The following is a 22,564-nucleotide window of genomic DNA, read 5'->3' as shown; positions in this document are numbered from 1 at the left end:
GGGTCGGCCGGTAGGCTCCGTTCACCCGTAGAGCCCCCGGAGTCCGCCCGTGCATCTCAAGAGCCTGACGCTGAAGGGCTTCAAGTCCTTCGCCTCGGCCACGACGCTGCGCCTGGAGCCGGGGATCACGTGCGTCGTCGGGCCCAACGGCTCCGGGAAGTCCAACGTCGTCGACGCGATCTCGTGGGTCCTCGGCGAGCAGGGCGCGAAGGCGCTGCGCGGCGGCAAGATGGAGGACGTCATCTTCGCCGGCACCTCCGGCCGCCAGGCGCTCGGCCGGGCCGAGGTCACGCTGACCATCGACAACTCCGACGGCGCGCTGCCGATCGAGTACTCGGAGGTCTCGATCACCCGCCGGATGTTCCGGGACGGCGCGGGCGAGTACGAGATCAACGGCAGCACCTGCCGGCTCCTCGACATCCAGGAGCTGCTGTCGGACTCGGGCATCGGGCGGGAGATGCACGTCGTCGTCGGGCAGGGGCAGCTCGACGCCATCCTGCGCAGCAAGCCCGAGGAGCGCCGCGCCTACATCGAGGAGGCCGCCGGCGTCCTCAAGCACCGCAAGCGCAAGGAGAAGGCGCTCCGCAAGCTCGACGCGATGCAGGCCAACCTCACGCGGTTGACGGACCTGACCTCGGAGCTGCGCCGCCAGCTCAAGCCGCTGGGCCGGCAGGCGGAGATCGCGCGCAAGGCCCAGCAGGTGCAGGCCGAGCTGCGGGACTCGCGGATCCGGCTCGCGGCGGACGACATCGTGACGCTGCGGGACTCGCTGGCCCGCGAGGAGGCGGACGAGCAGCAGGCCCGGGCCCGCCGGGCCGAGGTGGCCGCGCAGCTCGACGAGGCCCGCGAGGTCCAGGCCTCCCTGGAGGAGGCGCTCGCCGCCGACGCGCCGCGGCTGCAGGCGGCCCAGGACACCTGGTACTCGCTGTCGGCACTGGCCGAGCGGCTGCGCGGCACCGTCCGGCTGGCCGAGGAGCGCGCACGGCACCTGGCCTCGGTGGAGGCGGAGCGGGCCCCCGGCCGGGACCCGGACGAGCTCGACGCCGAGGCCGACCTCATCGCCGAGCAGGAGGAGGAGCTGGTCGCGGGCGTGGTCGAGGCCCGGCAGCGGCTCGCCGAGGTCCTGGAGGAGCGGACCGAGCACGAGCGCACCCTGCAGGCCGCCGAGCGCGCCCACCTCGCCGCCGTGCGCGCGATCGCGGACCGCAAGGCGGGGATCGCCACCCTCGCGGGCAAGGCGGAGGCGCTGCGCAGCGGGGCGGCGGCCACCGCCGAGGAGATCGAGCGGCTCTCGGAGGCGCTCGGCGAGGCCGAGACGCGGATCGTGGAGGCGGCCGAGGAGCTGGAGGCCGGGCGCGAGGAGCTCGGGGTGCTCGACGAGGCCGACTCCGGGGACCTGGCCGCCCGCGTCGACGCGGCGAGCTCCGCGCAGGCCTCCGCGGCCGAGCGGGTCCGGGAGCTGGTGGCACAGGAGCGCGAGCTGGAGAAGCAGCGGGCGCACTGGCGGGCGCGGGTCGACGCGCTGTCCGTCGGCCTGGCGCGCAAGGACGGCACCGGTGCGCTCCTGGGGCGGGACGACGTGCTGGGCGCGGTCTCGGAGCTGATCGAGGTCGCACCCGAGGCCAGGACCGCGGTCGCGGCGGTGCTCGGAGAGCTGGCCGACGGGGTCGCCGTCGCCTCGGCGGGTGCCGCGGTCGAGGCGCTGACGGAGCTGCGGGCCGGGGAGCACGGGTCGGCGACGCTGCTGGTGGGCTCGGCAAGGGCTTCGGGGAACAGTACGAAATCTGAGCATTTCTCCGGCGACACCCTGGGTGTCGCCCTCACAGGGTCCGCGCCGGGAGAGGCTTCCGGAGATGCTTCGAAATCTGAGCATCTCCGGAAGCACACCCCCGGTCGGGTCGGTGTCGGGGTGCCTGCAGGTGCTCCGCCCGCCGGGCGCTGGGCGGCGGAGGCCGTGCGGGCCCCGGAAGAGCTGGCCGCGGCGGTCGGGCTGCTACTGGAGCGGGTCGTGCTGGTCGGGTCGCTCGCCGAGGCGCGGGTCGTCGCGGAGGCCGGGCTGGTCGCCGTCACCACAGATGGCGACGTGCTGGAGGCCCACCGGGCGCGCGGCGGTTCCGGCGGGGGCGGCGGCGCGCTGGAGGTGCAGGCCGCGGTCGACGAGGCCGTCGCCGCGCGGGACACCAACGAGACCGAGCTGACCCGGCTGCGCCCCGCGCTCGACGGCGCCCGCGCCGAGGAGGCTGCGCGCAAGACCGACCTCGACGCCGCCACGGCCGAGCGGCGCAGCGCCGAGCAGCGGCGCGCGGCGGCCGGGAGCCAGCTGGGGCGGCTCGAACAGGTCGTGCGGTCCGCCGAGCAGGAGGCCCAGCGGCTGCGGCAGCGGCGGGACGCCGTGGAGGCCCGCCGCTCCGACTCGCTGCTCGCCCTGGAGGCCGCCGAGCAGCAGCTCCTGGTGGCCGAGGGCGAACCGGTCGACGACGAGCCGGACACCGAGATCCGGGACGCCGCCGCCGAGAAGCTGGCCGACGCCCGCTCCGAGGAGGTCGAGTGCCGGCTCGCGCTGCGCACCGCCGAGGAGCGGGCCCGCGCGATCGCCGGCCGGGCGGACTCGCTGCGCCGGCAGGCCGAGTCCGAACGGCAGGCCCGGGCCCGGGCCGCGGCCGCGGCCGCGGAGCGGGAGAGGGGCGCCGCCGTCGCCTCCCTCGTGATCGGCGCCGGTGGCCGCGCGCTCGAGCGGATGGAGGTCTCGCTCGCCTCGGCCGCCGCGGAGCGGGACGAGGTCGCCGCCGCCCGCGCCGACCGCGAGGCCGCGCTCACCGAGTCCCGCGCCACCACCGGCCGGCTCTCCGGCCTGCTCGACAAGCTGGTCGACGCCGTGCACCGGGACGAGGTCGCCCGCGCGGAGTCCCGGCTGCGGCTCGAGCAGCTCGTCGAGAAGGCCCTGGGGGACTTCGGCATCGGGGTCGACGACCTGGTCGCGGAGTACGGGCCGTCCGTCGGGGTGCCGCCGTCGCCGGGCGAGGTCGCCGAGTACGAGGCGGCGAAGGAGCGGGGCGAGGACGTCGTCGCGCCGCCGTCGATGCCCTTCGACCGGCCCACCCAGGAGCGCCGCGCCAAGCGGGCCGAGAAGGACCTGGCGCTGCTGGGCAAGGTCAACCCGCTCGCGCTGGAGGAGTTCGCCGCGCTGGAGGAGCGCTACACCTTCCTCTCCACCCAGCTCGAGGACCTCAAGAACACCCGCCGCGACCTGCTCACCGTCGTCCGGGAGGTCGACGACAAGATCCTCGAGGTCTTCACGCTCGCCTACGAGGACGTGGCGCGGGAGTTCGAGATCGTCTTCTCCACGCTGTTCCCGGGTGGCGACGGGAGGCTCGTCCTCACCGATCCCTCCGACATGCTGACGACGGGGATCGAGGTGGAGGCGCGCCCGCCCGGCAAGAAGGTCAAGAGGCTCTCGCTGCTGTCGGGCGGCGAGCGCTCGCTCACGGCGATGGCGCTGCTGGTGGCGATCTTCCGCGCCCGCCCCTCGCCCTTCTACGTGCTCGACGAGATCGAGGCGGCCCTCGACGACGCCAACCTCCGCCGGCTGATCAGCCTGCTGGAGGAGCTGCGCTCCACGAGCCAGCTGATCGTGATCACCCACCAGAAGCCGACGATGGAGATCGCGGACGCCCTCTACGGCGTCTCGATGCGCGGCGACGGCATCACCCAGGTGATCTCGCAGCGCCTGCGCCCCGCCTCCTGACGCGGCCCCCGGGCCTTCGTGACAGGCTTGGGGAGTGACGACGCAGACCCTCTGGATCCTCGTCGCCGTGGTCGTGGTGGTCGTCCTGATCGCCCTGGTCGCCGGCGTCACCCTCGGCCGCAGGCGGCGCATCAGCCTGCGCGAGCAGGAGGCCGCCACCGCGGTCGAGGAGAAGCCCCGCCAGGGCGGCACCTACAAGGCCAGCGGCGGGTTCGACTTCAGCGCGGGCAGCGGCGGGGGCACCGGCACGCCCACGCTGGAGCGGCCGGAGGAACCTGCCGAGCCCGAGAAGGCTGCCGAGCCCGAGAAGGCTGCAGAGCTCGAGAAGGCTGCTGCGCCGGAGAAGACGGCCGCGCTTGAGACGGCTGCTGCGCCGGAGAAGACGGCAGAGCCCGAGAAGGCTGCCGAGCCCGAGACGACCGCGGCGGACGAGGCCGTTCTCGAAGGCGCGCCCGGAGCCACGGTCGCCCCGGACGAGCCGTCCGCGCCCGAGGCCCCCACCCGCGCCCCCGGCGACGAGCTCACCGGCACCGCGGACGACGTCCGCACCCCGCCCCGCGGGATGCCCGCGGGTGGCACGGCCACCGAGGCCCGCACGCCCCCGGAGGGCGTCCCCGTGGTCCGGGTCCCCGACACCGCGACCCCGCCGGACGGCATCCCGGCCACCCCGGACCCTGAGGCCCCCGGCAAGGGCGACCCCGTCGCCACCGCGCCGACCGACACGGCCCCGGCGGACACGGCGCCCGCCACCCCCACCGACATCGCCCCCGCCGAGGGCCGCCTCGAGCGGCTGCGCGGCAACCTCTCCCGCTCCCGGTCCGCGTTCGGGCAGAGCCTGCTGGGGCTGCTGGGCGGCGGCGAGCTCGACGAGGAGTCCTGGGAGGACGTCGAGGCGACCCTCCTGCAGGCCGACCTCGGCCCCGAGACCACCGCCGAGCTGATCGCGACCCTGCGCACCGAGCTGGCCACCCGCGCCGTCCGCACCCCGGAGCAGGCCCGCCAGCTGCTGCAGGAGGTGCTCACGAAGGCCCTCGACACCGGCCTGGACCGCTCGATCCGCGCGCTGCCGCACGACGGCCGCCCCGGCGTCCTGCTCGTCGTCGGCGTGAACGGCACGGGCAAGACCACCACCACCGGCAAGCTCGCGCGGGTGCTGGTCGCGGGCGGGCGCACCGTCGTGCTCGGCGCCGCGGACACCTTCCGCGCCGCCGCCGCCGAGCAGCTCCAGACCTGGGGCGAGCGGGCCGGCGCCGTCGTCGTCCGCGGGGCCGAGGGCGCGGATCCCGCCGCCGTCGCGTTCGACGCGGTCAAGCGGGGCACGGCCGACGGGGTCGACGCCGTCATCCTCGACACCGCGGGCCGCCTGCACACCAAGACCGGCCTGATGGACGAGCTGGGCAAGGTCAAGCGGGTCGTGGAGAAGCAGACCGAGGTCGACGAGGTGATCCTCGTGCTCGACGCCACGACCGGCCAGAACGGCCTCGTGCAGGCGCGGGTGTTCGGCGAGGTCGTGAAGGTCACCGGCATCGCGCTGACCAAGCTCGACGGCACCGCGAAGGGCGGCATCGTGTTCCGCGTGCAGCGCGAGCTCGGCGTCCCCGTCAAGCTCGTGGGTCTCGGCGAGGGACCGGACGACCTGGCCCCGTTCGAGCCGGGTGCGTTCGTGGACGCACTCCTGAAGTGACCTGCGAAAAGTGACCTGCGCCGCAGCCCGGGCCACGAATCGGTCACGGATGTCGTCACGCACAGCAACCGCGTCCTCACCCTCCATGCAGGAAACCTGGCTGTAACCCCCGGAGGGCGGGGGTTCACGGCCGCGAAACACGCGGCGGACTTTCCCGAAACATCGCGCTCAGAAGATTCCGGCACCTGCTGCGCCGGGTCGGTGCGGTGACGAATACGGGAGGGAGTTCCGTGGACGCGTTCAACAGCGGCGATACCGCGTGGATGCTCGCCAGCACCGCGTTGGTGCTGTTCATGACGCCTGGGCTGGCGCTCTTCTACGGCGGCATGGTCCGCAGCAAGAGCGTGCTCAACATGATGATGATGAGCCTGTCGGCGATGGGCCTCGTCGGCGTCCTGTGGGTGCTCTACGGCTACTCGTTGGCGTTCGGCAACGACGTCGGCGGCGGGCTGCTCGGCAGCCTGACCGAGTTCTGGGGCCTCAAGGGCCTGTTCGTCGGCACGTACACCGGCGACGCGATCTCCTTCACCCTGTCGGGTTCCATCCCGGCGCTCGTGTTCGTCGGCTTCCAGGCCACGTTCGCGATCATCACGGTCGCCCTGATCTCGGGTGCGGTCGCGGACCGGATGAAGTTCGGCGCCTGGCTGCTGTTCGCCGGCATCTGGGCCACGGTCGTGTACTTCCCGGTCGCGCACTGGGTCTTCGCGTTCACCTCCACCGACGGCTCGGTGGTCGGCGGCTGGATCGCCAACTCGCTCAAGGCGATCGACTTCGCCGGTGGCACCGCGGTCCACATCAACGCCGGTGTGGCGGCCCTCGCGCTCGCCATCATCGTCGGCAAGCGCCGTGGCTGGCCGCGCGAGCCGATGCGCCCGCACAACCTCACGCTGGTCATGCTCGGCGCCGGCATCCTGTGGTTCGGCTGGTTCGGGTTCAACGCCGGTTCGGCCCTGGGTGCGAACGGCACCGCCGCGTTCACGATGGTCAACACGATCGTCGCCACCTGCGCCGCGATGCTCGCCTGGCTGGTCGTCGAGCGGATCCGGGACGGCAAGGCCACCACGCTGGGTGCCGCCTCCGGCATCGTCGCGGGTCTGGTCGCGATCACCCCGTCCTGTTCCTCGGTCTCGCCGCTCGGCGCGATCGCGCTGGGTGCCATCGCCTCGGTCCTGTGCGCCCTGGCCGTGGGTCTGAAGTACCGGTTCGGCTTCGACGACTCGCTCGACGTCGTCGGTGTCCACCTCGTCGGCGGTATCGCCGGCACCGTCCTGGTCGGCTTCTTCGCGGACCCGGGTTCCCCGGCCGCGGTCGCGGGGCTGTTCTACGGCGGCGGCGCGGACCAGCTCTGGCGCCAGGCCGTCGGTGCGCTCGCGGTCCTGCTCTACTCGGGCATCCTGACCTTCATCATCGCGCTGATCGTCAAGGGCATCTTCCGCGGCAAGATCCGGATCGACGAGGAGGCGGAGGTCGCCGGCATCGACGAGAGCGAGCACGCCGAGACCGCGTACGACTTCTCGAGCCACCGTGGCCTGGGTGGCCTGGCCGGTTCGCACGCCGCGGCCCAGGCCGCTGCGGTCGCCGCCCCGAGCAAGGAAGGCGTGAGCCAGTGAAGCTGATCACCGCGATCGTCAAGCCGTTCGTGCTGGAGGACGTCAAGGGCGCCCTCGAGCAGATCGGGGTCCTCGGGATGACCGTCTCCGAGGTCCAGGGCTACGGCCGCCAGAAGGGTCACACCGAGGTCTACCGCGGTGCGGAGTACTCGGTGGACTTCGTGCCGAAGGTCCGGGTGGAGGTCGTCGCGGACGACACCCTCGCGGACAAGGTCGTGGACGCGGTCGTCGAGGCCGCCCGCACCGGCAAGATCGGCGACGGGAAGGTCTGGGTCTCCCCGGTCGACACCGTCGTGCGGGTCCGCACCGGTGAGCGCGGGTCCGACGCGATCTGACGCACTGCGTGTCCCCGGGGCCCGTCGCGCCACCCCGCGCGGCGGGCCCCGGGGCCGTCTCGTCCCTTGCGCGGCGGAAGCGGCGATGATGGTCGGGACGAGCACGGTGGACCTGCTGGACGCACGGGGACGGATGGCGAAGGCGAGTCGGTGACAGCTGTGGGATCAGGGCCGGGATCGGGACCGGTCGCGGGTTCGGCGGACGACCTGGTGCGGGCGAAGGCCGTGTTGCTGGAGCAGGGCGGGACCCGGCGGCGCCTGCCGCCGGACGCGCTGCGGACGGCGCTGGTGGACCTGCACGACTTCTGGCTCTCCTCGCGCTGCGCCGCGATCGGGGTCACCGAGCGGGCCGCGCTGGTGGCCGTCGGGGCCCTGGGCCGGCGCGAGCTGGTGCCCTACTCGGACCTCGATCTCGTGCTGCTGCACGACGGCCGCAAGGACGTCGACCGGATCGCCGAGCAGCTCTGGTACCCGCTGTGGGACGCCGGTGTGGGGCTCGACCACTCCGTCCGGACCCCGGGCCAGGCCGTCCAGGTCGCCACGACGGACCTCCGCGCCGCCTACGGGCTGCTGGAGATGCGGCACATCGCCGGCGACCCGGCGCTCTCGGAGAAGGTGAAGCAGGCCGTCCGGCAGGCGTGGCGGGCCGGGATGCGCAGCCGCTTCGACGAGATCGCCGACGGCGCCCGGGACCGCTGGGCCAAGGCCGGGGACGTCGCGCACCGCATCGAGCCCGACCTCAAGTCCGGCCACGGCGGGCTCCGCGACATCCAGCTGCTCGATCATCTCGCCGCCGCGCAGCTCGTCGACCGGCCCTCGGGCGAGGTCGCCGAGGCGCGGGTGCTGCTGCTCGACGTCCGCACCGAGCTCCACCGGCTCGCCGGCCGGGCACGGGACGTGCTGCGCGCCCAGGAGGCGGACGAGATCGCCACGATCCTCGAGCTCGGGGACCGTTTCGACCTGGCGCGCGCCCTGTCCGGCGCCGCGCGCGCGGTCGCGTTCGCCGCCGAGGTGGGGCTGCGCTCCGCCCGGGCCGCCCTGCCGCGGCGCGGGCTGTCCGCCCTGCGCAGGCCGCCGGTGCGTCGCCCGCTGGACTCCGGCGTCGTCGAGCACCTGGGCGAGGTCACGCTCGCCCGCGACGCCGCCGCGAACCGCGATCCCGCGCTCGTCCTGCGGGTCGCGGCGACCGCCGCCCGCACCGGCCTCCCGGTCGCCGCCGCCACCCTGCACCGTCTCGCCGAGACCGCCCCCGAGCTGCGGGAACCGTGGCCGCGCGCGGCGCTGGGCGAGCTGCTCTCGCTGCTGGGCACCGGGCAGGGCATGGTCGACGTGATCGAGGCGATGGACCGCACCGGCCTGTGGGGGCGGCTGTTCCCGGAGTGGGGCGCGGTGCGGGACCTGCCGCCGCGCGACCGCGCGCACGTGTGGACGGTGGACCGGCACCTCGTCGAGACCTGCGCCCAGGCGGCGCGGCTGACCACCCGCGTCTCGCGTCCGGACCTGCTGCTGGTCGGGGCACTGCTGCACGACATCGGCAAGGGGCGCGACGGCGACCACTCGATCGTCGGGGAGTCCCTGGCCGTGCAGATCGGGCGGCGGCTCGGGTTCGCCGAACGGGACGTCGACACGCTCGGTGCGATGGTCCGCCACCATCTGCTGCTCCCGCACACCGCGACCCGCCGTGACCTCGACGACCCGGCCACGCTGGACCGGCTGGTGGAGACGCTCGGCGGCAACCCGCTCCTGCTCGACCTGCTCGACGCGCTCGCCGAGGCCGACTCGCTGGCCACCGGCCCGGGCGTCTGGAGCCCGTGGAAGCGGGCCCTGATCCGGGACCTCACCGGCAGGCTGCGCGCGCGGATGGTGGGGGAGCCCGATCCCGAGCCGGAGATGCCCGTCGAGGCCGTGGCCGAGGCGATCGCCGAGGTCGTCACCGGGGTGGGCAAGGAGAGCCGCCCGCAGCTGCGCCTGATCGCGGATCCCGAGCTCGCGACCGTCGTCGTCGGGTCGCCGGACCGGCCGGGCGCCCTGGCCGCCTCCGCCGGCGTGCTCGCGCTGCACTCGCTCGAGGTCCACGCGGCCGAGCTGCACAACGAGGGCGAGGTCGCCGTCGCGCGGTTCGCCGTGTCCCCGCGGTTCGGCGGGCTGCCCGATCCGGCGCTGATGCGCGCCGACCTCGTGCGGGTCCTCGACGGCGGCCTGTCGCTCGGCGAGGCGCTGGCCCGCAAGGAACGGGACTACGCGCCGTCGTCGGACGAGGTCGAGCGCACGGTGCCGCCCCGGGTGCTGTGGTTCGACGACGAGGCCACCGGCGCCGTCGTCCTCGAGCTCCGGGGTACGGACCGGATCGGCCTGCTGCACCGCGTCGCCGGGGCGCTCCAGGCCGAGGGCGTGAGCGTGCGGTGGGCGCGGGTGGCGACGCTGGGCTCGTCGGTCGTCGACTCGTTCGGGGTGGCCGGACCCGGGCCGGACGGCGAGGTGCCGCGCCTGGACCGCAAACGCATCGAGCGGGCCGTGCTCGCCGCCGCGGGAAACCGGGAGGGCACCTCCCCGAAACGGTGACGTGACACAACCCTCGTCCCGCTTCATGTCGACGAAACCTGGGGAAACGCAGCCGTAACCTGCGGTTCGGATCATGCTCCCGGCCGATGGCAGGGGAGCGGGCATGGATACCGGCAACACGGCGTACGTACTGGGCTGCGCGGCACTGGTCATGCTGATGACGCCCGGCCTCGCGTTCTTCTACGGCGGCATGGTGCGGGCCACCAGCGTGCTCAACATGATGATGATGTCGCTGGTCAGCCTGGGCGTGATCGGGCTGATCTGGGTCCTGTTCGGCTTCTCGCTGGTGTTCGGCGACAGCCACGCGGGGCTGATCGGCGGGTTCGAGTTCGCCGGGCTGCGACAGGTCGACACGGTCGTCGGGGGTATCCCGTTGCAGGCCTTCGCGATGTTCCAGCTCATGTTCGCGGTGATCACCGGGGCCCTGCTGTCCGGCGCCATCGCGGACCGGGCGCGGTTCTGGCCGTGGACGCTGTTCGTCGCCCTCTGGACGATCGTGGTCTACCTGCCGCTCGCGCACTGGATCTTCTCGTTCGACGGCGCGGTGTCCGCGCACGGTGGCTGGCTCGCCAACGCCCTGCACGCGCTGGACTTCGCCGGCGGGACGGCCGTCGAGGTCAACTCCGGGGCGTCTGCGCTGGCCCTGGCCCTGGTGCTGGGCAAGCGCCGCGGCTGGCCGCACGAGCCGATGCGCCCGCACAACCTGCCGTCGGTGATCATGGGCGCGGGCCTGCTGTGGTTCGGCTGGTTCGGGTTCAACGCCGGATCGGCGCTGGCCGCGGGCGCCGTGGCGAGCAACGCCTTCCTCACGACGATGACGGCGTCGGCCGCGGCCGTCGTCGCCTGGCTCGCCCTGGAACACCGGCTCGACGGGCGCCCGACCAGCCTCGGCGGGGCGTCCGCGGCGGTCGCCGGTCTGGTGGGCATCACCCCGGCCTGCGGGTACGTCGACACCTTCGGGGCGCTGCTGATCGGTGTCGCGGCCGGCCTCGTGTGCCAGCTGGCCATCCGGCTCAAGTACAAGCTCGGCTACGACGACTCGCTCGACGTGGTGGCGATCCACGGCGTCGGCGGGGTGGTCGGGCTGCTCCTGATGGGCTTCGTGGCCACCTCGTCGGTCAACCCCGCCGGGCGGGACGGGCTGTTCTACGGGGGCGGGTTCTCCCTGCTCGGGGCGCAGGCGGTTGCCGTCCTCGTCGCGGCGGCGTGGGCCTTCGCGCTCACCGCGCTGCTGTCGTGGATCATCTCCCGGACGGTCGGGTTCCGGGTGCCGGAGCACGTGGAGTCCGGCGGCATTGACGAGGCCGAGCACGCCGAGAGCGCCTACGAATACTCTCCGCTGCGCACGCGCGGCGGGCTGGACAGGAGCTGACCCCATGAAGCTGGTGACCGCGATCGTCAAGCCGTTCGCGCTCGGCGACGTCAAGGACGCCCTCGAGAAGCTCGGCATCCTGGGCATGACCGTGACCGAGGTGCAGGGCTTCGGCCGCCAGAAGGGCCACACCGAGGTCTACCGGGGCGCGGAGTACCAGGTGGACTTCGTGCCCAAGGTGAAGGTCGAGGTCGTGGTCGACGCCGCCGTCGCGGACCGGGTGGTCGACGCCCTCGTCGACGCCGCGCGCACCGGCAAGATCGGTGACGGCAAGGTCTGGGTCACCGACGTCGAGTCGATCGTGCGGGTCCGCACCGGCGAACGCGGCACCGACGCCCTCTGACCCGCCGCCCCCACGACCCGCGAGTCGGCACCTTCGGTAGGCCGAAACACACGTCTGCGACGTCCTGTGGCCCGGCTGTGAGGATCCACCCGGACGGAACGAACCGGACAGATGGCTCGTTGGCCGCCCATGACCTTCGCACTGCCCGCACCCGGCGACACCCCGCGCCGCCCGCTGCCCGGCTCGGTCCGCCTCGCGGTGCCCGGGCGGGCGTTGGTGCTGGTCGCGGGGGTTCCGGGGGCAGGGAAGAGCACGCTGCTGCGGAGCCTGCCGGGTACGCGTGGGGTGCGTGTCCTCGACTCCGAGACGTTCCGCGGCGGGCTCGGGCGGCTGTTCCCCGGCGTGCCGTACGCGCGGCTGCGACCGCTCGTGCACCTCACCCACCGGGCCGCGGCGGTGGGTGCGGCGCTCGGTGCCACGCCGGTCGTGGTGCTGCACCTGCCGGCGACCTCGGCGCGGCTCCGTCGGGCCGTGCTCGCCCTGGCCCGGCTCACCGGCCGGTCGTCGCACCTGGTCTGGGTGGACGTCGAGCCCGGGGAGGCGCTGCGCGGGCAGGTGGAGCGGGGGCGCGTGGTCGAGCGGGAGTCCTTCGCCCGGCACACGGCGCGCGCCGAGGGGACGGCGGGGCGGATCGTGGCCGCGGATCTCGGAGAGGCCTGGGACGGGGCGGTCGTCGTGGACCGCCGGACGGCGGCGCGGGGGCTCGTGCTCGAGAGGTGACGGGTCCGTAGACTCGACTGCGTGTTCGACACCCTGAGCGACCGTCTCTCCGGAGCGCTGCGCGACCTGCGTGGCAAGGGACGACTGTCCGACGCCGACATCGACACCACGGCGCGGGAGATCCGCATCGCGCTGCTGGAGGCCGACGTCGCGCTGCCGGTCGTCCGGTCGTTCATCGCGCGGATCAAGGAACGGGCCAAGGGCGCCGAGGTCAGCCAGGCGCTGAACCCGGCGCAGCAGGTCGTCAAGATCGTCAACGAGGAGCTCGTCGGCATCCTCGGCGGCGAGACCCGGCGGCTCGCGCTGGCCAAGGAGCCACCGAGCGTGATCATGCTCGCCGGTCTGCAGGGTTCCGGTAAGACGACCCTGGCCGGCAAGCTCGCGAAGTTCCTCAAGGGGCAGGGCCACACCCCGCTCCTGGTGGCGTGCGACCTCCAGCGCCCCAACGCCGTCAACCAGCTGCAGATCGTCGGCGAGCGGGTCGGCGTGCCGACGTTCGCGCCGGAGCCGGGGAACGGTGTCGGCGACCCGGTCGACGTGGCGCGGCGCGGCATCACGTTCGCGAAGGACAAGCAGTACGACATCGTCATCGTCGACACCGCGGGCCGCCTCGGCGTGGACGCCGAGCTCATGACGCAGGCGTCCGAGATCAAGGCCGCCGTCCAGCCGGACGAGACGCTGTTCGTGGTCGACGCCATGATCGGCCAGGACGCGGTGGCCACGGCCGAGGCGTTCCGGGACGGCGTCGGGTTCACCGGCGTCGTGCTCACCAAGCTCGACGGCGACGCCCGCGGTGGTGCCGCGCTGAGCGTCCGCGAGGTCACCGGCCAGCCGATCCTGTTCGCGTCGAACGGCGAGAAGCTCGAGGACTTCGACGTCTTCCACCCGGACCGCATGGCGAGCCGGATCCTGGGCATGGGCGACCTGCTCACCCTCATCGAGCAGGCCGAGCAGGTCTTCGACGCCGAGCAGTCGCAGAAGGCCGCCCAGAAGATCTCCACCGGCGAGCTCACGCTGGAGGACTTCCTCGAGCAGATGCTCGCGATCCGCAAGATGGGGCCGATCGGCAACATCCTGAACATGCTTCCGGGCGCGAACTCGGCGCAGATGAAGGAAGCCCTCGCGCAGGTCGACGACAAGCAGCTGGACAAGCTGCAGGCGATCATCCGCGGCATGACCCCGGCCGAGCGGGACGACCCGAAGATCATCAACGGGTCGCGCCGGCTGCGCATCGCGAACGGGTCCGGCGTCACGGTCACGGACGTGAACGACCTGGTCAACCGCTTCTTCGAGGCCCGCAAGCAGATGAAGGCGATGGCCGGGCAGTTCGGCTTCGGCGGGGGCGGGCGCTCGGCCACCCGCAAGCAGGTGAAGAACAAGCGCAAGGCCAAGCAGGCCAAGAAGGGCGGGCGGCCCAACCAGCGGCCGGCCGGGAACCCGTTCGGCGCCGACCTCTCGCAGATGCCGCCGAGCCTGCAGCAGCTCCCGCCCGGGCTCGACGGTCTCCCCGCGGACTTCGACATCTCCAAGCTGAACTTCGGCAAGAAGGACAAGTAGTGCTCCACCTGCGCGGCACCGTCCTCCCCGGCGGCACGCAGGACCTGTACGTCGACGACGACGGCCTGGTCAGCGCGGAGCCGCTGCCGGGCGCCGAGGTGCTCGACGCGCCGTTCGTCGTCCCCGGGCTGGTGGACGCGCACTGCCACGTCGGGATCGCGACGGGCGGCAAGCCCGCCACGCCGGAGGAGTGCGAGCAGCAGGCCGTCACGGAACGCGGCGCCGGTGCGCTGCTGCTGCGGGACTGCGGCTCGCCCACGGACACGTCGTCGTTGAAAGGCCGTCCGGACCTTCCCGAGATCATCCGGGCGGCCCGGCACCTGGCCCGCCCCAAGCGCTACATCCCGGGCCTCTCGCTGGACCTCGACGATCCCGCGCTGCTGCCCGAGGCCGTGGCCGAGCAGGCCGCGAAGGGCGACGGCTGGGTCAAGCTCGTCGGGGACTGGATCGACCGCGGGGAGGGCGACCTCGCGCCGCTCTGGCCGGACGACGTGCTGAAGGCCGCGATCGACGCGGCGCACGCGCACGGCGCCCGGGTGACGGCCCACGTCTTCGGGACGGACGCGCTGCCCGGGCTGATCGAGGCCGGCATCGACTGCCTCGAGCACGGCACCGGGCTCACCGAGGAGCTGATCGATCTCATGGTCGCCCACGGGACGGCCCTGGTCCCCACCCTGATCAACATCGAGACGTTCCCGGGCATCGCCGCGGGCGCCGGCAAGTACCCGGTGTACGCCGAGCACATGCTGGACCTGCACCGACGCGTCCGGGACACCGTCGGCGCGGCGATCGACGCCGGCGTCGGGGTCTTCGCGGGCACGGACGCGGGCGGCGGGATCCGGCACGGCCGGATCGCGGACGAGGTGCTCGCCCTGCGGGACGCCGGGCACCCCGATCCGGTCGGCGCGGCCTCCTGGGCCGCCCGCACCTGGCTGGGACGTCCGGGGCTCGAGCCGGGCGCCCCGGCGGACCTGGTCGTCTACGCCGAGGACCCGCGGGAGAACCCCGCGATCCTCACCCACCCCCAGCTCGTCCTGCTGGGTGGGAAAAGCTACTGATCGTGGTGCTGGACCGATAAGTGCGGAAATCCGCACCGATCGGTCCGACGTCGTGATCACGCGCCCGGCGGGGGGACGGGTAGCGTCGGGTCGTGGGCCAGCCCGACTCCTCCCCTCCTCCCGACGACCCGTCGCCGTGGGCGCGTCCGGCGAACGGCGGGGCCTCGCCGTCCGGGCCGTCCGGGCCGTCCGAGCCGTCCGAGCCCGGGGACGCGCCCGTGCCGGATGCGGTCGAGCGAGGAACGGGGGAGCCGGTCGGTGCCGGCCGCGCGCCCGTGGCGTTCGGGTCCGGCGCGGCGGCGCATTCGGCCGAGCAGGCGCTCGCCCCGGCCGGGTTCGGGGCGCCCGGCCCCTACGGCGTGGACCCGGGCGGTCCCGCCGGCCCGGTGCCGCCCGTGCCGCCCGCCCCGCCCCGGCACCGCTGGGGGATCGGGGCGTACGTGATCGTCGAGGTGCTCTTCCTCGGGTCCTCGTTCCTGATCGCCCTCCTGATGCTCCGCAGCGGGAACACGGTGGCGGGCGTGGTGCTCGGGCTCAGCGTCCCCACCCTGCTCGCCGCCGGCACCGCCCTGCTGATCACGAAGGTCCGCGGCAACGGGCCCGTGATCGACCTCGGGCTGCGCTGGAGCGCCCGCGACGCCGGGATCGGGATGCTCTGGGGCCTCGGCGGGCTCGTGATCAGCATCCCGGCGTCGGCGATCTACGTGTCCGTGGTCGGGATGGACAACGCGACCACCGCCGTCGGCCAGGCGTTCGACGGCATCCGGGTCGGCTGGGCGGCCGCGCTCGGGGTGTTCGTGCTGGTGGCGTTCGTGGCGCCGGTGTGCGAGGAGATCGTCTACCGCGGGCTGCTGTGGGGCGCGGTGACCAAGCACGGCGCGAACCGCTGGATCGCGTTCGCCATCACGACGGTGATGTTCGCGATGGCCCACTTCGAGCTGACCCGCACGCCGCTGCTGCTCGTCGTGGCGCTGCCGATCGGTCTGGCCAGGGTGTTCACGGGCCGGCTGCCGGCCAGCATCGTGGCCCACCAGGTCAACAACCTGCTCCCGGCGCTGGGTCTGGCCCTCGCGCTGACCGGTGGGGTGCCCGCGCTGGGATAGGCGTCTGGCAGAATGGCGTGTCGGGTCCGTGGCCGGCCCTCTACCGATGCCGCGGCCGACGAGCACGAGATTCACAGAGTGAGCGAGCCGTACCCCCACGCGGGCCTGCGCTGACTCACGAGCAGCACACACGATCCGCGAGGAGTACCGAGAAGCGTGGCCGTCAAGATCAAGCTGATGCGTCTGGGCAAGATCCGTCAGCCGTACTACCGCGTCGTCGTCGCCGACTCGCGCACCCGCCGCAGCGGGCGCGCCATCGAGACGATCGGCAAGTACCACCCCAAGAACGAGCCGAGCCTCATCGAGATCGACTCGGAGCGCGCGCTGTACTGGCTGGGTGTCGGCGCGCTGCCGACCGAGCCGGTGCAGCACCTGCTCGAGATCACCGGCGACTGGCAGAAGTTCAAGGGACTGCCGGGCACCGAGGGCACCCTCAAGCCGCAGCCGGAGAAGGTCGACAAGCTGGCCCGCTTCAACGCGGCGCTCGCCGCGGCCGGCGAGGAGCCCACCACCGAGGCCACCACGCCGCGGAAGAAGGCGGCCCCGAAGGCCGAGAAGGCCGACGAGTCGGCCGAGCCGGCTGCACCGTCTGAGGCGTGAGCATGCTGGCGGACGCCCTGGAGCACCTGGTCCGGGGCATCGTCGACCACCCGGAGGAGGTCCGGGTGGACCTCGTCACGAACCGGCGCGGCCGCACCCTCGAGGTCCGGGTGCATCCCGAGGACCTCGGTAAGGTCATCGGCCGCGGCGGGCGCACCGCCACCGCGCTGCGCACCGTGATGTCCGGGATCGGCGGCCGGGGCGTGCGGGTCGATGTCGTCGACACCGACCGATAGGTCGTCCCCGGGCTCGGCCGACAGGTCGTCCTCGGGCCGCTCCGGCGGTTCGTCGTCGGGCGGGTCCGGAGGTTCGCCGGGCAGGTCGCGGCGGGCGTCGGCGGGGATCCGCCGGCCCGCCCGTCCGGCTCCGCCGGCGCCGTCCGGGCCGTCCTCCGCGGCCGGCGGGGAGCTGCTGGTCGGGATCATCGCGCGGGCCCACGGGCTGCGCGGTGAGCTCTCCGTCGACGTGCGGACCGACTCGCCGGAGGAACGCTTCGCCGAGGGTTCCGTGCTGCGGGCCCGCCGGCGGGGCGCCCGGGACTCGGTGCTGACCGTGGAGAGCAGCCGTCCGCACTCCGGGCGGCTGCTCGTCCGTTTCCGCGAGGCACCGGACCGCACCGCGGCCGAGGAGCTGCGCGGCGTCCAGCTGCTGATCCCGCTGGCCGAGCTCGCGGCGCCCGCGGATCCCGAGGAGTTCCACGTCCACCAGCTGGAGGGCCTGCGGGCCGAGCTGGCCGACGGCACCGTGATCGGCAGCGTCCGCGAGGTCGTCCTCGGGCCGGCGGGAGACCTCCTGGCGATCGTCCGGGAGGGCCGGCCGGACGCGCTGGTGCCGTTCGTGAGCGAGATCGTCCCGACCGTCGACCTGGCCGGTGGCCGGGTCGTCGTCGCCCCTCCCGAGGGGCTCCTGGATCTCGACACCGCCTGAGAGTCTGCAGGGAGAAGGCCCCGTCGCGCTGCGGCGGGGCCTTCTTCGTGTCCCCGTCGTCAACTTTGGTTGACGGATGCGCGCCGTCAACGTAGGTTGACGACATGAGCGATGCGACAACGGTTGCCGCGGCGGCGTCCAGTAAGGACCCGCACGTCGGCCTGGCGGCGGTGGCGGCGCTACGCGCGCTGCAGGAGTCGCTGGAGGAGCTCCAGGTGGGCAGCGCCCGCTCCCAGGGCTGGTCCTGGGCACAGATAGCGGGCGTGCTGCAGGTGAGCAAGCAGGCGGTGCACAAGAAGTACAGCCGGCTCGGGTACTAGGGGGAGACGACGATGTTCGAGAAGTTCACGGTCAGTGCCCGCCGGGTCGTCGTCCTCGCGCAGGAGGACGCGCGGGAGCGCAAGCAGGACCACATCCGCAGCGAGAACCTGCTGATCAGCCTGTACGCCGCGCCCCCCGGGGCCACGGCGCCCGCGCTGCTGGGTGCCGCGGGCCTCGCGCAGGCGGACGTCGAGTCCGAGGTCGAGCGGATCATCCGGGACGAGCGCTCGCCCGACGCGGCGAAGCTCAAAGCACTCGGGATCGACCTCGAGGAGGTCCGGCGTGCGGCGGAGGAGAACTTCGGCCCGGGCGCCCTGGAGCGGACCCGGGCGGGCAAGCAGCGCCGGCTGATGGGGCACATCCCGTTCGACGCGGCGAGCAAGAAGGCCCTCGAGCTCGCGCTGCGCGAGGCCCTGGCCCTCAAGCACAAGCACATCGGCAGCGAGCACGTCCTGCTCGGCCTGCTCGCGGCCGACGGTGGTGCGGCGCATCACATCATGACGGCGCGCGGGCTCACGCTGGAGAGCATGCGAGCCGCGGTCGCCGAGGCCGTCGCGGGGGAGGAAGGGGCCTGAGCGGGCGTCCGACGGATCTCCGGCAGGCCCGGGCGGACCCCGGCATCGATCCGTCGGACGTCCCCTACTCCTCGTCGTCGAGGGCGTCCTCCCGGCCGGTGCGGGCCGAGCGGACGCCCTCGACCTCGGAGAGCTCCCCGGCCAGCGCCGTGAGGTCGCCGCGCCCGGCCAGCCGCAGGGTGACGGCGGCGAGGCGGGTGCCGTCGTCGGTGAAGGACTCCCGTTCGATCGCGAGGTCCTCCACGGCCCAGCCGCGTTGGGTGCAGAGGCCGATCAGGGTCCGCAGGAGGCCGTGGCCGTCGCGGTAGCTCAGACGCAGAACCGGGGGCTCACGGCGGCGGCGTCGGGTGACCCGGGCGAGCGGGAGCAGGCCGCGGGTGACGACGAAGTGCCCCGCCGTGGCGCCGACGGCCAGGACCGGCAGGCCCGCGCCGCAGGCCATGCCGATGCCGGCGGCCAGCCAGACGGTCGCCGCCGTCGTCAGGCCGCGGACGGCGTCCTGCCGGACGAAGATCAGGCCGCCGCCGATGAACCCGATCCCGGAGACGATCTGGGCCCCGATCCGGGACGGGTCCAGGGCGACGTGGTCGGTGCCCAGCAGGTCGGCGAAGCCGTACTTGGACACCAGCATGAACACCGCAGCGCCGACGCCGACCAGGGTGTGCGTGCGCAGGCCCGCGCTCTTCGCGCCGGCCTCCCGCTCGATCCCGATGACCGTGGTCAGCACGAGGGCCAGCAGTACCGGCAGCAGCAGCGACCACTGCGCGTCGGACGACCAGAGCGCGGGCATCCGACCTCCTTTTGGCAGGATCCGCGCGGTGCGGATCGACGTCGTGACGATTTTCCCGGGATACCTTGCCCCGCTCCGAGCGGCTCTGCTGGGCAGGGCGCTGGAGGCCGGGCTGATCGACCTCGCCGTCCACGACCTGCGGGACTGGACGCACGACGTCCACCACGCCGTCGACGACGCCCCGTACGGCGGCGGCCCCGGCATGGTCATGAAGCCGCAGGTGTGGGGCGACGCACTGGACAGCCTGGTCGGTGGAGTCGTCGACCCGCCCGCCCGGCTGGTGGTGCCGACGCCCGCGGGCCGGCCGTTCACGCAGGCCGTGGCCCACGAGTGGGCGGCCGAGGAGCGGCTGGTCTTCGCCTGCGGCCGCTACGAGGGGATCGACCAGCGCGTCGTCGACCACTACGCGCGGCGGATGCCCGTCGACGAGGTGAGCATCGGTGACTACGTGCTGGTCGGGGGCGAGGTCGCGGTGCTGGTGATGGTGGAGGCCGTCGTCCGGCTGCTGCCCGGGGTGCTCGGCAACCCGCGCTCGGCGGCCGAGGACTCCTTCTCCGACGGGCTCCTCGAGGGGCCCGCGTACACCCGTCCCGAGGTGTGGCGGGAGCTGCCGGTGCCGGCGGTGCTGCGCAGCGGCAACCATGCGGCGGTCGCCCGCTGGCGGCGGGACCGGGCGCTCGAGCGGACCGCGGCGCGCCGCCCCGACCTGCTGGCGGCGCTGCCGGAGGGGGCCCTCGACAAGGCCGACCGGGCGGTGCTGGACGCCCTGGGTGAACCGTCGTAGGAGCCGTCTGGCACTATGGACGGGTTGCCAGCGGCCGTCGTGCCGCAGTCGGCGCCTCCCGCACGGGATCGGTGGCCCCGGCGTGCGCCCTGGCACGGTACGCCTGCACGAGAGACTGATCAGGACTGAGGACGGACCCCGCGATGAACACCCTGGACGACCTGGACGCGCAGATCCTGCGTTCCGACATCCCCGCCTTCCGGCCGGGTGACACGCTCAAGGTGCACGTGAAGGTCATCGAGGGCAGCCGCTCCCGTGTCCAGGTGTTCCAGGGCGTCGTCATCCGCCGCCAGGGCGCCGGTGCCCGCGAGACCTTCACGGTCCGCAAGGTGTCGTTCGGTGTCGGCGTGGAGCGCACCTTCCCGGTGCACACTCCGAACATCGAGAAGATCGAGGTCTTCACCCGCGGCGACGTGCGCCGCGCGAAGCTCTACTACCTCCGTGACCTGCGCGGCAAGGCCGCGAAGATCAAGGAGAAGCGCGAGACCCCCACCGCGTCCTGAGCCTCACCCGTCCGTGACGGCCCGGTGACGTAGCCTCATCACGTGGCGTCAACCGAGCTCCCCGACCGGCGCGGCATCCCGGGGAACGAGCCCGAGCGCCCGTCCGGACGGGCGGGCGGCCCGGTTCCCACGGCCCCCACGGAGGAGCGGCCCGTGCGACACGTTCCCGGTACCGGTCCGAACGGCGCCCCCTTCCCGGGGCCGTACGGGATGGCTCCGCCGCCCGGTGGCCCGAGGACCGAGGTCCCGGTTCCCGCCGAGCCGGAGCACCCGCTGTTCTCGCCGAGCGGATCGGCTCCGGCCGTGACGCCGGGGAACGGCCAGGCCGGCCGTGGACCGCAGGGTCCGGGGGCGAACGCCAACGGGGCCAACGGTTCCGGGGCCAACGGCACCGGTACCTACGGTGCGGTTCCCCATGGCTCGCAGCCGAACGGGACCGGTTCGTACGGTGCGGTGCCCCACGGCTCGCAGCCGAACGGGACCGGCTCGTACGGTGCCGTCCCCCACGGTGCCGTCCCCCACGGTGCCGGTTCGACCGGGGGGCCCGTTCAGGGCGACCCTCCGCGCAACGTGCCCCGCTCGTCCGGACCCGTTCCGAACGGCTCGGGTCAGGGCGGTCCGCCGGTCAACGGCCCCGCCACCTACGGCGGCCCCGGGCCGTCGGGCCCCGGTTTCCCGGGCGGCCCCGGCCCGTCCGGTCCCGGTCAGCAGGGTCCCGCCGGACCTCCGCCCGTCCGCCGGGCCGAGCCCCGCCGCGTCGGACCGCCCCGTGGGCCGGACCCGCGTCAGGGGCAGGACCCCCGCCAGGGACAGGACCCCCGCCAGGGGCAGGGTCCGCGCCGGCCTCAGGGCCCCCGTCCCGACGACCGCCCGACCGACGTCGTCGGCGCCGTCCCGGTCGAGGACACCGAGGACGCGGCCGACGCCGACCGCCCGCTCGATCCCCAGCTGCGCGTCGAGTCCGCCGAGGTGGACGGCGTACCCGGCCGGCACCGCAGGCGCGCCGGCGTCTCCCCGGACAGCCATCCGGCCGCGGACTACGTGGCCAAACAGTCCGCCGGGGGCAAGAAGCCCCGCACCGGCCGGCGTCGTCGCAACAACTTCTGGAAGGAGCTGCCGCTCCTCATCGGGGTGGCGCTCGTCCTCACCATCCTCATCCAGGCGTTCCTGGCGAAGGTCTACGTCATCCCCTCGGGATCGATGGAGACCACGCTGCACGGCTGCACGGGCTGCAACAACGACCGCGTCCTCGTCGACAAGGTCACCTACCGGTTCACCGACCCCCGGCCCGGGGACGTCGTGGTCTTCCGCGGGCCGGACAGCTGGGTGAACACCGAGTTCACCGTCGACGAGCCCACGAGCACGCTGGGTGTCGCGTTCCAGCAGTTCCTGTCCCTGGTCGGGCTGGCGCCGCCGGACGAGAAGGACTTCGTCAAGCGCGTCGTCGCCACGGGTGGGCAGACGGTGGCCTGCTGCGACTCCCGCAACCGCGTCATGGTCGACGGCCAGCCGCTGGACGAGCCCTACATCTACTACCTGCCCGAGGCCGGGCCGGCGCGGCAGATCCCGTTCGGGCCGGTCACGGTGCCGCAGGGCGAGCTGTGGGTGCAGGGCGACAGCCGCAACAACTCCTCGGACTCCCGCATCGACGGTCACGGGGCCATCCCGGTGGCGAACGTGATCGGCAAGGCGCGGCTGAAGGTCCTGCCGATCAGCAGGTTCGGCTTCATCCCGGACCCGAACCCGCAGCAGCCGGCGGCCACGGCCCTCGGGCCCGGCGACGGGACCGTCCCGCTCGCCCTGAGCGTGTTCGCGGTGCTGCCGTTCGCGCTGATCCGGAGGCGGTCGCTGCTCGCGGCGGCGGCCGAGGAGGAGTTCCTGCCGCCTTCCCGTCGCCGGCACAAGAGCCGTCGGCACAAGACCTGAGGTGGCGGCGCCCGTCTCGCGGCCCCGCCGCAGCCCGCTGCGCCGCCGC

The 22,564-nt window shown here is 73.7% G+C and carries 20 protein-coding genes; 19 read left to right on the top strand and 1 reads right to left on the bottom strand.

From position 1 onward, the window contains the following. Positions 1 to 49 precede the first annotated feature (49 nt). The 16 genes from ABD324_RS32125 to ABD324_RS32050 all read left to right on the top strand — a co-directional run bounded on the left by ABD324_RS32125 (position 50) and on the right by ABD324_RS32050 (position 18,512). Entirely contained in the window at positions 50 to 3,745 is a 3,696-nt protein-coding gene (locus tag ABD324_RS32125; RefSeq protein WP_344425856.1) for an AAA family ATPase, read from the top strand. 34 nt (positions 3,746 to 3,779) lie between these two features. After that, complete coding sequence (gene ftsY / locus ABD324_RS32120; protein ID WP_344425854.1) at positions 3,780 to 5,429, top strand: signal recognition particle-docking protein FtsY; 1,650 nt, start codon at positions 3,780 to 3,782, stop codon at positions 5,427 to 5,429. 263 nt (positions 5,430 to 5,692) lie between these two features. Next, complete coding sequence (locus ABD324_RS32115; protein ID WP_344426009.1) at positions 5,693 to 7,039, top strand: ammonium transporter; 1,347 nt, start codon at positions 5,693 to 5,695, stop codon at positions 7,037 to 7,039. After that, on the top strand, positions 7,036 to 7,374 hold the full coding sequence (locus ABD324_RS32110) for a P-II family nitrogen regulator (protein ID WP_344425851.1): 339 nt from the start codon (positions 7,036 to 7,038) through the stop codon (positions 7,372 to 7,374). Before ABD324_RS32115 ends, ABD324_RS32110 begins: the two co-directional genes overlap by 4 nt. A 150-nt stretch (positions 7,375 to 7,524) precedes the next feature. Beyond that, positions 7,525 to 9,936 (top strand): [protein-PII] uridylyltransferase, encoded by a 2,412-nt coding sequence (locus tag ABD324_RS32105; protein ID WP_344425848.1) that lies wholly within the window; start codon positions 7,525 to 7,527, stop codon positions 9,934 to 9,936. Positions 9,937 to 10,039: 103 nt separating this feature from the next. Beyond that, entirely contained in the window at positions 10,040 to 11,308 is a 1,269-nt protein-coding gene (locus ABD324_RS32100) for an ammonium transporter (protein ID WP_344425845.1), read from the top strand. Positions 11,309 to 11,312: 4 nt separating this feature from the next. Continuing rightward, on the top strand, positions 11,313 to 11,651 hold the full coding sequence (locus ABD324_RS32095; RefSeq protein ID WP_344425842.1) for a P-II family nitrogen regulator: 339 nt from the start codon (positions 11,313 to 11,315) through the stop codon (positions 11,649 to 11,651). A 129-nt stretch (positions 11,652 to 11,780) separates the two neighbouring features. Next, positions 11,781 to 12,371 carry an AAA family ATPase gene (locus tag ABD324_RS32090; protein WP_344425839.1) on the top strand — a complete coding sequence of 197 codons (591 nt, stop codon included), beginning with the start codon at positions 11,781 to 11,783 and terminating at the stop codon, positions 12,369 to 12,371. A gap of 21 nt (positions 12,372 to 12,392) precedes the next feature. Next, positions 12,393 to 13,928 carry a signal recognition particle protein gene (gene ffh / locus ABD324_RS32085; RefSeq protein ID WP_344425836.1) on the top strand — a complete coding sequence of 512 codons (1,536 nt, stop codon included), beginning with the start codon at positions 12,393 to 12,395 and terminating at the stop codon, positions 13,926 to 13,928. Further along, a complete protein-coding gene (locus ABD324_RS32080) occupies positions 13,928 to 14,986 on the top strand; it encodes an amidohydrolase family protein (protein ID WP_344425833.1) in 1,059 nt (352 codons plus the stop codon). The genes ffh and ABD324_RS32080 overlap by 1 nt, the downstream gene beginning before the upstream one ends. 92 nt (positions 14,987 to 15,078) lie before the next feature. Next, positions 15,079 to 16,089 (top strand): CPBP family intramembrane glutamic endopeptidase, encoded by a 1,011-nt coding sequence (locus ABD324_RS32075; protein WP_344425831.1) that lies wholly within the window; start codon positions 15,079 to 15,081, stop codon positions 16,087 to 16,089. A 156-nt stretch (positions 16,090 to 16,245) separates the two neighbouring features. Continuing rightward, complete coding sequence (gene rpsP / locus ABD324_RS32070) at positions 16,246 to 16,689, top strand: 30S ribosomal protein S16 (protein WP_344425828.1); 444 nt, start codon at positions 16,246 to 16,248, stop codon at positions 16,687 to 16,689. Beyond that, positions 16,686 to 16,925, top strand: a complete 240-nt coding sequence (locus ABD324_RS32065; RefSeq protein WP_344425826.1) for an RNA-binding protein — start codon at positions 16,686 to 16,688, stop codon at positions 16,923 to 16,925. Before rpsP ends, ABD324_RS32065 begins: the two co-directional genes overlap by 4 nt. A 172-nt stretch (positions 16,926 to 17,097) precedes the next feature. Next, positions 17,098 to 17,616, top strand: a complete 519-nt coding sequence (rimM, locus tag ABD324_RS32060) for a ribosome maturation factor RimM (RefSeq protein WP_425565953.1) — start codon at positions 17,098 to 17,100, stop codon at positions 17,614 to 17,616. A 104-nt stretch (positions 17,617 to 17,720) separates the two neighbouring features. After that, positions 17,721 to 17,936, top strand: coding sequence for a helix-turn-helix domain-containing protein (locus ABD324_RS32055; RefSeq protein WP_344425820.1), 216 nt, complete (start codon positions 17,721 to 17,723; stop codon positions 17,934 to 17,936). 12 nt (positions 17,937 to 17,948) lie between these two features. Then, positions 17,949 to 18,512, top strand: coding sequence for a Clp protease N-terminal domain-containing protein (locus ABD324_RS32050; protein WP_344425817.1), 564 nt, complete (start codon positions 17,949 to 17,951; stop codon positions 18,510 to 18,512). Positions 18,513 to 18,576: 64 nt separating this feature from the next. Here ABD324_RS32050 and ABD324_RS32045 read toward each other — a convergent pair whose 3' ends face one another. Beyond that, positions 18,577 to 19,302, bottom strand: a complete 726-nt coding sequence (locus ABD324_RS32045; RefSeq protein ID WP_344425814.1) for an MgtC/SapB family protein — start codon at positions 19,300 to 19,302, stop codon at positions 18,577 to 18,579. Positions 19,303 to 19,330: 28 nt separating this feature from the next. On the opposite strand from ABD324_RS32045, the gene trmD reads away from it, so the two are divergent. The 3 genes from trmD (at position 19,331) to lepB (ending at position 22,515) form a co-directional block, all read left to right on the top strand. Next, complete coding sequence (gene trmD, locus ABD324_RS32040; RefSeq protein ID WP_344425811.1) at positions 19,331 to 20,086, top strand: tRNA (guanosine(37)-N1)-methyltransferase TrmD; 756 nt, start codon at positions 19,331 to 19,333, stop codon at positions 20,084 to 20,086. Between the two features lie 143 nt (positions 20,087 to 20,229). After that, positions 20,230 to 20,589 carry a 50S ribosomal protein L19 gene (gene rplS, locus ABD324_RS32035; RefSeq protein WP_344425808.1) on the top strand — a complete coding sequence of 120 codons (360 nt, stop codon included), beginning with the start codon at positions 20,230 to 20,232 and terminating at the stop codon, positions 20,587 to 20,589. A gap of 1,041 nt (positions 20,590 to 21,630) precedes the next feature. Beyond that, on the top strand, positions 21,631 to 22,515 hold the full coding sequence (gene lepB / locus ABD324_RS32030; protein ID WP_425565952.1) for a signal peptidase I: 885 nt from the start codon (positions 21,631 to 21,633) through the stop codon (positions 22,513 to 22,515). The last annotated feature ends 49 nt before the right edge of the window (positions 22,516 to 22,564 follow it).

Origin of the sequence: Pseudonocardia ailaonensis (assembly GCF_039531635.1) — a bacterium.
Lineage (GTDB): Bacteria > Actinomycetota > Actinomycetes > Mycobacteriales > Pseudonocardiaceae > Pseudonocardia > Pseudonocardia ailaonensis.
Note: the sequence above shows the minus strand (reverse complement) of the source record. Positions and strands in the feature narration are given on the sequence as shown.